Origin of the sequence: Crenothrix polyspora (genome assembly GCF_900163755.1) — a bacterium.
In the GTDB taxonomy this organism is placed as follows: domain Bacteria; phylum Pseudomonadota; class Gammaproteobacteria; order Methylococcales; family Methylomonadaceae; genus Crenothrix; species Crenothrix polyspora.
On the sequence record NZ_FUKI01000092.1, the window covers coordinates 1 to 12350 of the forward strand.

Genomic DNA, 12350 nt, shown 5'->3' on the forward strand with positions numbered 1-12350 from the left:
AACCGTTCGCACTGAGCTTGTCGAAGTGTGCCGTTCATGCTTCGACAAGCTCAGCACGAACGGGGCTGTAACTGTCCTAAGTTGAAAACGCTGTACGTCCCATTAATAAGGCAATGGCGCACTGATCATTTTGGCAAGCACGTTGCGTGTAACTTGCTTAATATAATGATTTTCAATAAGTTTTGGATATTTAAAGCCGGTATCTAATCCCCAAACCCACTGTAGACTACCGGCCGCAAATACCGTTGAAAGCGCATTTTTGCAAGGCAACACTGAGCATGGCTTACTATAAATAGTCGCATGTGCTTTGGGATTTTTAGGATCGTAATGTTTAGATAATGGACTGTCTTGGTCAACGAAATCCTGCGACACCGGCGATGAGGCAATGATACTTAAACCTGCTGGAGTATAGCCATTATCGAATACTCTGTCCGCCTCGTACCCCAAAAAGCCTTTAAAATTGCCTATCGTAGCGCCTATCGTTATGTCAGTATTAGTATAAGCCCAGTGTGACGCGGTTTTATTTTGCAAAGGATCATTTTTTGACGCGATAATATCACCATTAAGATCGCCTTTATCCTTGGGGCCAAAAGCATACATAACCCCAATTAAGGCATTTTCAGGGCGATTAGCGAACCTTGAATCTCTCCATTGCGCAGTAACTAAGTGATTATTTTTGGGGTTGGCATCAATTGCCAAAGGATCTTCAGTCTCAGAAAAACCTTTGTAGGCAACAATAGTACGGTTTTGTTCGGTTGCCTGTGGTGCAATAGCATTTTCCATTCTAATTTGCCAATACGCTTGGTTAGCACCAAAAAAACCAAGACCAATACCGTGTTTTTGTGCATTTTCGAAATTATCACGCATGGCTTTAGTCCAATACTCATCATGACCAACTGACAATAAAGCTTTGTGATTGAAAACACCTCCATTACCCGTATGTGTGTCTAGATCACTTTGATAGGTAACATCGTAACCTTCGCGCTCCAGAAAATACAACATATTGATATCCCACGTACGTAATGCCGCTAAGCCACCATCCACATCATACGGTCGATTAAAAGATACTTTACGCGCCGCCACTCTTTCAGTGGAATTGTAGCCATAAAGCGATTTACCCCCCCATGCGTTATAAGCTTGCCACGTTGTTGTGCTGGTTTGGAATAAATAATCTGATTTACGCTGAACATCTCGTACCACAAAAGGGATGTATTGGCCTTTGTTTGTCCAACTACCAATGAGAGTGGCAACATAAATACCACTGACCCAGGTTTTAGGTATATTGAGAGTATAAGGTTTGATCCAATTGGCTTGTACCATACCATTAGCATAAGGCTTAGGTATAATTTGCTTTATACTGGTTTGCAATACCGGCGCTACAATCTGCCTAGCACCGGAACCTTGATACCACCCTAAACGATACACCGTTATGCTGTAAGTCGGGTCAGTTTTAGGATTAGCGTTAACATAAAATTTAATGGCTTGACCAATGTTAACAGAGTCCTTGTTTGCGTAGCCCTCCAAATTGTGCATATTATCCGTTGCCTGACTACCCAGCACATAAAAATTATGCCACGCAGGATTACCTGGCAGGGCATTTTCAATCTTGATTAAATTGGGAGTTGTCGCTGCAATACTAAAACCGGATACGCTAAAAAAAAACACATAAACAAGGCTTTTAGTCGTAAGCGCACGGGGTTGATGGGAGAAGGTGGTCGAAAAATTTTTATAGCGTAAGAGTCGACACAAAGTTATTAATTTAATCATTAGAATGTTTTCCTGGCTGCTAGTTTTTTAGAAGCACCAGTTAATATTCTTTTGAACAGGCTGTATTCAACTACCTCTCCCTATCGTCTAATCTATATTAACCGCGCAAGTGCTGAGTAATTTATTTTAGATGGGATATGGGGAAATACTAGGTACGACTCAGATTATTCACGCACTCATTAAATCTGCTATATTTTTTAAACGAAAAATCAATAGCCTGACACTGTTTTATCAGCTATTTGTCGATGATTATTTACTAAAATTGATAAAACACGGCATTACTTAAAGTAATGCCGTGTTTTCTGATTATTTTTAAATTATTCGACAGTCACCGATTTAGCCAAATTCCTAGGCTGATCGACATCGGTGCCTCTAATAACCGCAACGTAATAAGACAATAGTTGCAACGGGATGGTATAGACAATTGGTGAAATCTCATTTTCCACTTGCGGTACTTTTACAATTTGCACATTGCTATCGCTCACCGCATGCAAGGTCTCATCCATAAATACAATCAACTGCCCGCCCCTGGCGCTGACTTCCTGCATATTGGATTTTAATTTCTCCAGCAAACTGTTATTAGGCGCAACCGTAATCACCGGCATATCCGCATCAATCAACGCCAACGGCCCGTGTTTTAATTCGCCCGCAGGATACGCTTCTGCATGGATGTAAGAAATCTCCTTAAGCTTCAGCGCCCCTTCCATCGCTATTGGATAATGCGTGCCTCTGCCCAAAAATAACGCATGTTCTTTTTCAGCAAACTGTTTAGATAGCACTTCAATTTCACTGTCCAGCGCCAATACTTTTTCAATCTTTCCAGGTAAGCCAAATAATTCAGAAGTGATCTTCTGCTCTAATTTTTCACTCAAGGCAAACCGTCTACCGACGGCAATCACCAATAACATTAGCGTAACTAACTGGGTAGTAAACGCTTTTGTTGATGCCACACCAATTTCAGGCCCAGCACGGGTCATTAATACCAAATCGGATTCGCGCACCAACGAGCTTTCAGGCACGTTACAAATCGCTAACGAATATTTAGCACCCATTTTCTTGGCTTCTTGTAACGCCGCCAAGGTATCAGCAGTTTCACCGGATTGCGAGATAGTAACGATTAACGTATCAGGCGCTAGCACTGGGTTACGGTAGCGAAACTCACTGGCCACTTCAATATGACACGGCACACGCGCCAAATCTTCAAACCAGTATTTTGCTACTAGGCCAGAATGATAACTGGTACCACAAGCCAAAATTTGTATCGACTTGATCTTATCAAACACCTCAGCGGCGTTATGGCCAAAGGCATTTTCCAGCAAGCGACCATTAATAAAACGGCCTTCCAATGCTTGCGCTACCGCAAATGGCTGCTCGTAAATTTCTTTCAGCATGTAATGGCGGTATTCGCCTTTATCGGCTGAATCAGATGTCAGCTGACTTTCTTTAATAGACCGAGTGACAATCTTGTCATCTTTATCGTAAATCACCAGGCTATCAATGGTAATGGCGGCAATATCGCCATCTTCCAAAAAAATAAAACGCCGGGTAACTGGCAACAACGCGGCAACATCAGAGGCAATAAAGTATTCACCAAAACCGACACCGATTACTAAAGGACTGCCTTTTCTGCATGCAATCAAAGTATCGGGTTCTTGCGTACCCATCACGCCCAACGCATAAGCACCTTCTAGTTTTTTAATGGTAGCTTTCACCGCAGCCAATAAATTATCGGCAGTTTCCAATGCCTGATGAATTTGATGCACCACCACTTCGGTATCGGTTTCTGAGGTAAACTCGTAGCCATCCTGTTTTTGCGTAGCACGTAATTGCTCATGGTTTTCGATGATACCGTTATGTACCACCGCAATGGTATCGCGTGATACGTGCGGATGCGCGTTAGCCACACTGGGTTTGCCATGCGTTGCCCAGCGGGTGTGAGCAATGCCAACAAAACCAGGTACAGGATCGGCCTTGACCAATAATTCCAGACCTTTTACCTTGCCCAATTCACGCTTACGGAAAATATCGCCGTTATTAATAACTGCCAAGCCCGCCGAATCATAGCCACGGTATTCCAGGCGCTTCAAGCCTTCTATTAAAATAGGTACGACATTACGCTGCGCTACTCCACCGACAATTCCACACATATTAATTCTCCTTTTTAACGGGGCGTTGCCATCCCGTTATTGTTATTTGTTTAGTACGACTTAATGTCAGTTGATTTTCAGGGCTGTCTTTAGTGATGGTCGAGCCTGCACCAATCACTGCATTTTTACCAATGGTAACCGGTGCAATTAATTGCGTGTCCGAACCGATAAACGCGCCATCTTCGATAACCGTTCTAAATTTATTCACCCCGTCATAGTTACAGGTAATCGTGCCCGCGCCAATATTAACGCCACTGCCCACGCTAGTATCACCAATATAACTTAAATGATTAATTTTGCTGCCTTTAGCGACGGTTGATTTTTTAATTTCAACAAAATTACCGATATGGACGTTTTCGGCCAAGACCGCGTCTGGGCGTAATCGTGCAAACGGTCCAATGCGACTGCCGCGTCCAATGGTAGAGTTTTCTAGCACGCAATTGGCCAAGATTTCTACGCCATCTTCAATAATCATATTTTTAATCTGGGTATTGGCCCCGATTTTAACGTTGCTACCGATACTGTTTTTACCCTCGATAATGACGTTAACATCAATTTCAATATCTTGCCCCAAGTTATCAATCGTGCCACGCAAATCAAAGCGTGCAGGGTCTGCCAAGGTGACACCTTGCTCCATTAGCTTATTAGCTTGTTCAGTTTGATAAATGCGCTCAAGATAGCTCAGCTGCATGCGGTTATTAACTCCTAACACCTCGGCTTCGGTTGCCGCCTGGCTGGTAACAACAGTAACGCCATCAGCCACTGCCATCTCAATGACATCGGTTAAATAATATTCGCCCTGAGCATTGCTGTTTCCTAAGCGCGTTAGCCAATGTTTTAATTTATCGCCTTTGAGTGCCAAAATACCGGTATTGCCTTCTGTCACCCATTTTTCATGTGGCAAAGCATCTTTTTCTTCAACAATTTTAACAACCAACCCATCAGTGTTTCTGATAATGCGGCCATAACCGGTGGGATTTTGCAGATTAACTGTCAACAAAGCTAAGGTGTTGTCGCTGACGTTGGCTAGCAGTTCCTTAACGGTAGACAGCTTCAGTAACGGCACATCACCGTAGAGAATCAGCACAGTATCGCCATCGGCAATTTGATCGCTGACTTGCTGCACAGCATGACCAGTACCCAGTTGCTGCTTTTGCTCAATCCAGTTTGCCTCAAAATAGCTTAGGCTATCCTTAACCAGCTCGCCGCCGTGGCCATAAACCACTTTGATACGATTGTCATCGAGTTGGCGGCTCATGTCGTAAACATGTTCAAGCAAGGCTTTGTTAGCAATTTTGTGTAGGACTTTGGGCAGTTCAGAGCGCATCCGAGTGCCTTTGCCTGCGGCCAGTATAACGGTGGTGATTGTCATAATAATTCCTTAGACAGTGGTGGTTTGTTCATATTTGATGGGTTTGGAAGGATAGAAATGTTTAAAGGTAAATGAATTATAGTGGATAAATAATTGATATGAATTACATGAAGATAGATACTTTTGCCATGATAATATGACAGTTGATTCAGCAACCCGCTTAAGCCAAAACAATATTACAAAAAGCTATTTGTGACAAACCTATCGAACCTTGATCGGCTTAACTACTCACCTTTCGACAAGCTAGGGCGAACGGATAATTTTCTAAAACTCGACAGTGGCGATCCACTTAAAGCGGGACAAAAATAATAATGTTTAAGTAGGCTAGTACTCAGTCAATTTTGATACAGCGTTTTCACAGTTCAATAGTTACAGCGTAACCGTTCGCACTGAGCTTGTCGAAGTGTGCCGTTCATGCTTCGACAAGCTCAGCACGAACGGTGGCTGTAACTGTCCTAAGTTGAAAACGCTGTATGTCGGGTATGTTTTTGGCCAGCGTGAGATATACGAGGTTTTAAAAACCCCACAAGTCTTTGCAACATACGACAGAACAAACTGTAGGGTGCATTCGCCGCTAGGCAATCCGCCACAATACGTCTACTGGACATTGGCATTGAGCGTTGCTTGGCGGTTTGCTGGCGCAAAACCACCCTACAAACTCTTTGCAACATCCAACAAAACTACATTGGCTAACGACTAGACTACCTGCTGTTTGACAATTCAGCATATTCAACGAGTGGGTCAGTTGGGTTGAGAAAAGCGTTACCCATTCTACATTTTAAAGCAGATACAATTGACCCCCTCACCTAGCCAAAGCAAGGGGATTCCTTATTGCTAAGGAACGCGCACGAAATAACTTAAGCAAGTTCATGCTTCGACAGGCTCAGCACGAACGGTGGTAGCGTTTAAGTTGTTCAAGTTATTTCATGCACGTTCCTAAGGAGCAGGCGAACAGCGCTATTACCCGCTACTAACAACATTGTTGCACCGCTCACTTCACAGACTAGCCCCGTCAGCCCAACGGTTGATTTCATGATTGCTGTCACAAGGCGAGCCTAAGCATCCTCTGGTAGCAGTCTTGATTGTAGCGAATATAGCCGCACTAAACAAGAGACTGAACCCTTTTAAGGGTTCAGTCTCTTGCCGTGCCGGTCACTTTTATCCCCGCCCTAAAGCAGCAAGATTCTTCGCTCATTTGGATAAACTGCCTATATTTTTAGAAAAACAATAAAGGATGGCTACCCTGTACGCGATTATAATGAGTATTTTCAAACCCCGTGAGACCTTGCATGTATACCTCTCCCACACTCGGCTTTATTGGCATTGGCTTAATGGGTCAACCTATGGTGCTGCGCTTATTGGCCACCGGTTTCCATGTCAATGTCTGGAATCGCAGCCCTGAAAAACTAACGCTTGTTGCTGAATCGGGGGCTTGTATCTACAACACGCTCAGCGAATTGATTAAAGCGTCAGATGTGATACTGCTGTGTTTAGCCGACACAGCGGCTGTCGAAAGCGTTGTCAATTCAGCTTTATTGGTACAGGGCAACCAAGACAAATTAGTCATAGATTTATCCAGCATCCATCCCACAACCACTAGACACTTAGCCGAGCAATTATACGCGCATTGTGGCATGGGCTGGGTAGATGCGCCAGTGTCTGGTGGTGTAAAAGGTGCCGAGCAAGGTAGTCTTGCCATCATGGCGGGCGGAAGTGAACAGCACATTGCTGTTGCCCGTGTCGTACTTGCACCGTTGTATCAGCAATTAACCCATATGGGTTCAGTTGGTAGTGGCCAAATGACTAAAATCTGCAATCAAATGATCGTCAGCTGCAACGTATTAGTGCTTGCTGAGATGATGGCCTTGGCACAACAAGCCGGTGTTGATGCCGAAAAAATTCCTCAAGCACTGGCTGGCGGCTTTGCAGACTCTAAACCATTACAGATAACTGGCTCTGAAATGGCAACCGCCACCTTTGAACCCATTAAATGGCGCGTTAAAACCCTGCTCAAAGATTTAAACATGGCGGTTGATATTGCCAAACAACATGGCAATAGTATTCCTATGTCTGGTTTAGCCGCGCAATTACTGCAACTGCATGGCTTAAATGGTTATTTAGAACAAGACCCTGCCACGCTGATTAATTTATACAACCGTCCAGATGCTTAAATTTAGCGCCAATCTCAGCTTATTGTTTACAGAAGTGCCATTAATCGAGCGCTTTAAACTGGCTAAACAATACGGATTTACAGCGGTAGAAATTCAATTTCCTTACTGTATCAACGCTAATTTATTACGAGATGTCATGGAAGACAATGATTTACAACTGGTATTATTTAATGTCGATGCCGATGACTTATTGCAAGGCGGCGAAGGCTTGGCATGTGTACCTGGAAAACGCCAACAATTTCAACGCGCGGTAGATATTGCCAGCCATTACGCTGATATTTTAAAGCCCACAGCAATTAATGTTCTGCCGGGGCGTTGTTCAGAACCGGCTCATTATCTAACTTATGTAGATACATTTAAAGACAATCTGCTATTTGCCACGCAAGCCTTTACAGTACTGGGTATTCAAACGGTATTCGAAGCCATCAACACGATTGATATGCCAGGGTTTATTATTTCTAATGGTGAGCATATGCTCAGTATACTCAATGCACTCAAACAACCCACGCTACTCATGCAATACGATATTTACCATCTGCACAAAATGGGTGAAGACGTGAACCGATTTATCAGCGCTTACGCGGATAAAATTGGCCATATTCAGTTTGCTGATTGCCCTGGTCGAGGCCAACCAGGGACGGGTAATATTAATTTTGAGGGTGTTTTTACAACGATCAGCACCTCTACTTACAAGGGCTGGGTCGGTGCAGAATATAATCCTGTGGGTACTACAGCAAAGAGTTTACACTGGCTTACACACCTGTAGGCTAAATAATTACTGTGTCAATTGCACATATTTTTGATACAAACTGGCTTGATCTTCCACATGCTGCGGATCTTTGGTAATACAATCTACCGGGCACACCTCAACACACTGTGGTAAATCATAATGCCCCACGCATTCAGTGCATAAAGCCGGATTAATGACATAAATGTCTTCACCTTGCGAAATCGCCCCATTAGGGCATTCTGGTTCGCACACATCACAATTAATACATTCGTCATAAATAATAAGAGACATGCTTACTCCTGATTAAATTTTGCATGCAGTTGCTGTTGTACAATCTCCGGCACAAAGTGCGAAACATTGCCCCGATAACACGCAATCTCGCGGATCATGCTGGAAGAAATAAAAGTATGCTGTTCAGTTGGCATTAAAAATACGGTTTCCAAATCTGCTGCTAAATGCCGGTTTAAGTTTGCCATCTGGCTTTCATATTCAAAATCTGCAACCGTACGTAAGCCGCGTAGAATAACCCGCGCCTGTTGTTGTTTTGCGCACTCGGCTAACAGACCTTCAAAGCCAATCACCTCAACATGGGCATAACTTTTTGTGACGGCTTTTACTAACGTAACCCTTTCAGCCAGAGAAAATAACGGATTTTTACCGACATTGGCAGCAATGGCGACAATGACTCGCGAATAAAGCTTAGATGCTCTAATAATCAAATCCAAATGACCATTGGTGATCGGGTCAAAAGTACCAGGATACAAAGCAGTAATGTGCATACAATCGCCAGATTTTTAAAGTTTTGTCAGACATGCGCTATTGTAACGCACAACCAGAAGACCTTGGCTTTAAAAGCATGACACAACTGACACTATTACATAAAATCAGCATATTATTGCATACTGATTTTATCGGTAATTGTTGGCGTTTAACGATACCACTCTGCAATCATTTTTTTGCATTCTTTTTGCCAATTGCAGTCATTATCGTAACAAATATTACGTATCTCAGAACGAAAACAAGGTTGACAATTTATAGCTTTTTGAATATTTCTAATCAGTTCGACTTTATGGGTAATTTTTTCTGAATTGATAACACCAATTGATTTAGCAAGCTGATGAAGCCCCACCAGCGTTAAATAATCATCTTCTTCCGCTTGTTTCAGGTAGCGGGATATTTGTGTATTTGCATAATAGCCTTCTATACCCAGCCGGGTGTCCAGCGTATCATTGGAGTCAAAATTTTGGGTGATTGATTGAAAATTGCTTATATTTTCCATGATAGTTAACCTTATTCAGCGGTGAACAAAAAGCGTGATCTTACGGATCGCGTATTTTAAAAGCCACGTTGTATCCTAAAGCAGTTGTTATTTGCAGTCTGTGATATATTTCACAAATTAGAGAAATGTATTTTTCTGAACTGACCGTGCAATTACAGCGTTTTCAACTTAGGACAGTTACAGCCACCGTTCGTGCTGAGCTTGTCGAAGCATGAACGACACACTTCGACAAGCTCAGTGCGAACGGTTACGCTGTAATTATTGAACTGTGAAAACGCTGGAATAAGTATTGATTTAAACATGAGCTACTTGTGTGCTGCAAAAACCTGCGAAGTTTTTAAAACCTCGCAGGTTTCACGCTAATCAAAAATATATTCGACCGATCAAGATTGACTGAGTACCAGGTAATTATCACGGGATTTAGTGTTGCGCCATGTGGAAAATCACACAACTTAACAAGCCAAAAACTGTATTTTAAAAATTTTTACAAGTTAATTTCATTACTGTAGCCAGACTTGCCTAAAGAATTAGCAGCTTTAACTTTGTAACGCACCACACCCGTTGGAGCAGTTCCGGAATACGCATTTGTTGTTACAGATGCATAACGTTTAGTGCCGTAATTGCAGGTTGTGCCGACTACTGTACAACGCCAAACTTCATAACTACTGGCATTACTGACTTTACCCCAGGTTAATGCCGTAGAGGTTGTGGTTTTACGAACACCAGACAAATTAGTAGGTGTGAGCGGAATGGCATTTTTGGTGGTGGCAGAAGCACTGGCTGATAGTGCGGTTTCATTTCCAGAAATATCGCGGGCTTTAACCTGGAAAGTATACGCGGTTGCCACCGCCAAACCAGAAGCGGTATATAAGTTAGATGCTTGCCAGCTACTGTTAACACAGCCTGTACCACCAGTTGTACAAACAAACATATATTGCACCGCTGTACCAGAGTTATCGGTTGCTACTGTGGCTTTCATACTAATACTAGAGCTGCTGGCCGCTGTTGGTTTAGTAGCCCAGGTCATTGGGCTTGGTGTTGGTGCTGTAGTATCGGCGGGCACGGCTGCTGTGGTGGCCGCCGCTGTGATCGAATAGCCAGTTTCGTTACCGCTGGCATCTTTGGCTTTAACTTGATAGTTATAGGTAGTATTAGCAGCCAATCCGGGTGCTGTGTATTGATTAGAGGTTTGCCAATTGCTATTAACACAGCCTTGGCTACCTGAAACACAAGCAAACAGATATTGAACACCACCACCGCCCTCATCCGTAGCAGGCGTTGCTGTCATGCTGATGCTGTTAGTGCTGGCTCCTGCATTCGGTAACACATCCCAAGCCATAGGGTTAGGCGTGGGGGCTGTTGTATCAGGTGCTATATTCGATGGCGTTACCGAACCACTAATAAAATATTTTCCTAAACTGCCGTAATCTGAGTAAGGTGTAATGTTATTACTCACGCCGCTAACAGCCAGGTAATATTGGCCATCGCTGACAATGGTTGCAGAAATGACCGCATTGGTATCATCAAGCGGATCAATCTGCGCTATTTGTGTGCCTGCCTGGTCGTATAGTGTGGCTTGTATATCTAAATTAGCGCCTTTTTTATCAGCTCTTTGAAAGGCTGCCCAGGCAGGGCTAATGCTAATTTGTAACGCGCCTACACCGGCATTAAAGCTAAAGTAATCAACATCGGTACGACTTTCAATAATACCCTTGTTACTGGGGCTGGTATTGTGTGGATCAGTTTCGGGATTGGTTGCGCTAATTTGCCCTGTTGTAGAAAGTAATAAAGGCGTAGCATTTAATTGTGTATTGCTATGATCATCAGCTCGCGCAGTTAAATTGCTCGTAATAATGCCGATGTCATCTTGAGTTTGAGTAGCAAAAGCGTATTCGCCTTTACTCCACTGCGTAACATTATTGTAATAACCAACACCCATGATAGGTGCCCAAGATACAAAGCCGGTACCGTTGCCCGCATAATAGCCTAGCGACGTTGTGCCATCATTGAAGCCGTCATGTGACAACCCCAGATTGTGTCCCATCTCGTGTGAAGCCGCTTCAGCAACATACGGTGCAAAGCCGCCACCTAATGCGTTGTAATACACCAGTGCGGGTGAATAATAGCTGTAGTTGCTAGCCCCCCACACCCCCACGTAAGCCACCCCACCCGAGCCGAAAGCTGGCATCTGAACGTTATTGGCATCGACATTACTCGTAATGAGAATACGACCTACTGTGGGGCCGAAAGCAGCCGGTAATTCTGTGGTTACGTCGACATTAAACGGTGCATAATCTTCGGCAATACGATGCCAAACTTCTGCAATTTGACCTAATTCTGTGGCACTAAAAGCAGTGAGATTGCCGTCGGTATCAAAGGCTTTGGCATTATAACTGCTAACGGTTGAGTTCCATGCTGTTCCGGTAATCACATGACCGTCAAAATCAAGATAAATTATTTTTGTTGCGCCGGGTTTGCTGTGTAAGGTAAACGTGTCAGTTGTACTGAATGCCATAGCTTGTTGTGGTGCGGTTGCTAAAGGTGCTGGTAAAAAAGTATCAGCATATAAAACCCCACCTTCATCATCGATTTTTATGTAGGTTAAATCATCATCGGTAAAATTGATTTTGTGTAGCCACGCTAAAGCATTTTTTTGTTTTGTTGCCGCTAATGCATTGAGCTTGGCTTTAACTGAGCCCTCAGGAAGATCGGTAATTTGAAAGGGGGTATTCTTCCCAAAATGTTTTGTTACGTGCTTGACCGCTGATAAAGTGACAGTAGGTGTACTGGCAATGGCGATTGCCAAAAATGTGGATAGTCGATGTGCTTTCATGGCTGACCTTAGTGATTATAAAATGGTGAAAATAAGCATACATCAGTCGTT

At 43.4% G+C, this 12350-nt stretch carries 9 protein-coding genes; 2 read left to right on the forward strand and 7 right to left on the reverse strand.

From position 1 onward, the window contains the following. Positions 1–102 precede the first annotated feature (102 nt). From CRENPOLYSF2_RS05170 to glmU, 3 genes are all read right to left on the reverse strand, one after another. On the reverse strand, positions 103–1767 hold the full coding sequence (locus CRENPOLYSF2_RS05170; RefSeq protein ID WP_087142881.1) for a N,N-dimethylformamidase beta subunit family domain-containing protein: 1665 nt from the start codon (positions 1765–1767) through the stop codon (positions 103–105). Positions 1768–2084: 317 nt separating this feature from the next. Next, positions 2085–3914, reverse strand: a complete 1830-nt coding sequence (glmS, locus tag CRENPOLYSF2_RS05175; RefSeq protein ID WP_087142882.1) for a glutamine--fructose-6-phosphate transaminase (isomerizing) — start codon at positions 3912–3914, stop codon at positions 2085–2087. Between the two features lies 1 nt (position 3915). Then, positions 3916–5286, reverse strand: coding sequence for a bifunctional UDP-N-acetylglucosamine diphosphorylase/glucosamine-1-phosphate N-acetyltransferase GlmU (gene glmU, locus CRENPOLYSF2_RS05180; RefSeq protein ID WP_087142883.1), 1371 nt, complete (start codon positions 5284–5286; stop codon positions 3916–3918). Positions 5287–6575: 1289 nt separating this feature from the next. Between glmU and CRENPOLYSF2_RS05185 the strand changes: the two genes are divergently transcribed. Together CRENPOLYSF2_RS05185 and CRENPOLYSF2_RS05190 are read left to right on the forward strand one after the other, a co-directional pair. Further along, positions 6576–7457 (forward strand): NAD(P)-dependent oxidoreductase, encoded by an 882-nt coding sequence (locus tag CRENPOLYSF2_RS05185; protein ID WP_087142884.1) that lies wholly within the window; start codon positions 6576–6578, stop codon positions 7455–7457. Continuing rightward, positions 7450–8223 carry a hydroxypyruvate isomerase family protein gene (locus tag CRENPOLYSF2_RS05190; RefSeq protein WP_087142885.1) on the forward strand — a complete coding sequence of 258 codons (774 nt, stop codon included), beginning with the start codon at positions 7450–7452 and terminating at the stop codon, positions 8221–8223. Before CRENPOLYSF2_RS05185 ends, CRENPOLYSF2_RS05190 begins: the two co-directional genes overlap by 8 nt. A 9-nt stretch (positions 8224–8232) precedes the next feature. Here CRENPOLYSF2_RS05190 and CRENPOLYSF2_RS05195 read toward each other — a convergent pair whose 3' ends face one another. The 4 genes from CRENPOLYSF2_RS05195 to CRENPOLYSF2_RS05210 form a co-directional block, all read right to left on the reverse strand. After that, a complete protein-coding gene (locus CRENPOLYSF2_RS05195) occupies positions 8233–8478 on the reverse strand; it encodes a YfhL family 4Fe-4S dicluster ferredoxin (RefSeq protein ID WP_087142886.1) in 246 nt (81 codons plus the stop codon). 2 nt (positions 8479–8480) lie between these two features. Continuing rightward, on the reverse strand, positions 8481–8966 hold the full coding sequence (gene coaD, locus CRENPOLYSF2_RS05200) for a pantetheine-phosphate adenylyltransferase (RefSeq protein ID WP_087142887.1): 486 nt from the start codon (positions 8964–8966) through the stop codon (positions 8481–8483). Between the two features lie 149 nt (positions 8967–9115). Further along, positions 9116–9466, reverse strand: a complete 351-nt coding sequence (locus tag CRENPOLYSF2_RS05205; protein ID WP_087142888.1) for a hypothetical protein — start codon at positions 9464–9466, stop codon at positions 9116–9118. A gap of 484 nt (positions 9467–9950) precedes the next feature. Beyond that, positions 9951–12299, reverse strand: a complete 2349-nt coding sequence (locus CRENPOLYSF2_RS05210; RefSeq protein ID WP_087142889.1) for a pre-peptidase C-terminal domain-containing protein — start codon at positions 12297–12299, stop codon at positions 9951–9953. Positions 12300–12350: the final 51 nt, after the last annotated feature.

Coding starts and splice junctions, on each gene's coding strand:
- CRENPOLYSF2_RS05170 (WP_087142881.1), bottom strand. CDS start 1,767: ATGATTAAATTAATAACTTTGTGTCGACTCTTACGCTATAAAAATTTT.
- glmS (WP_087142882.1), bottom strand. CDS start 3,914: ATGTGTGGAATTGTCGGTGGAGTAGCGCAGCGTAATGTCGTACCTATT.
- glmU (WP_087142883.1), bottom strand. CDS start 5,286: ATGACAATCACCACCGTTATACTGGCCGCAGGCAAAGGCACTCGGATG.
- CRENPOLYSF2_RS05185 (WP_087142884.1), top strand. CDS start 6,576: ATGTATACCTCTCCCACACTCGGCTTTATTGGCATTGGCTTAATGGGT.
- CRENPOLYSF2_RS05190 (WP_087142885.1), top strand. CDS start 7,450: ATGCTTAAATTTAGCGCCAATCTCAGCTTATTGTTTACAGAAGTGCCA.
- CRENPOLYSF2_RS05195 (WP_087142886.1), bottom strand. CDS start 8,478: ATGTCTCTTATTATTTATGACGAATGTATTAATTGTGATGTGTGCGAA.
- coaD (WP_087142887.1), bottom strand. CDS start 8,966: ATGCACATTACTGCTTTGTATCCTGGTACTTTTGACCCGATCACCAAT.
- CRENPOLYSF2_RS05205 (WP_087142888.1), bottom strand. CDS start 9,466: ATGGAAAATATAAGCAATTTTCAATCAATCACCCAAAATTTTGACTCC.
- CRENPOLYSF2_RS05210 (WP_087142889.1), bottom strand. CDS start 12,299: ATGAAAGCACATCGACTATCCACATTTTTGGCAATCGCCATTGCCAGT.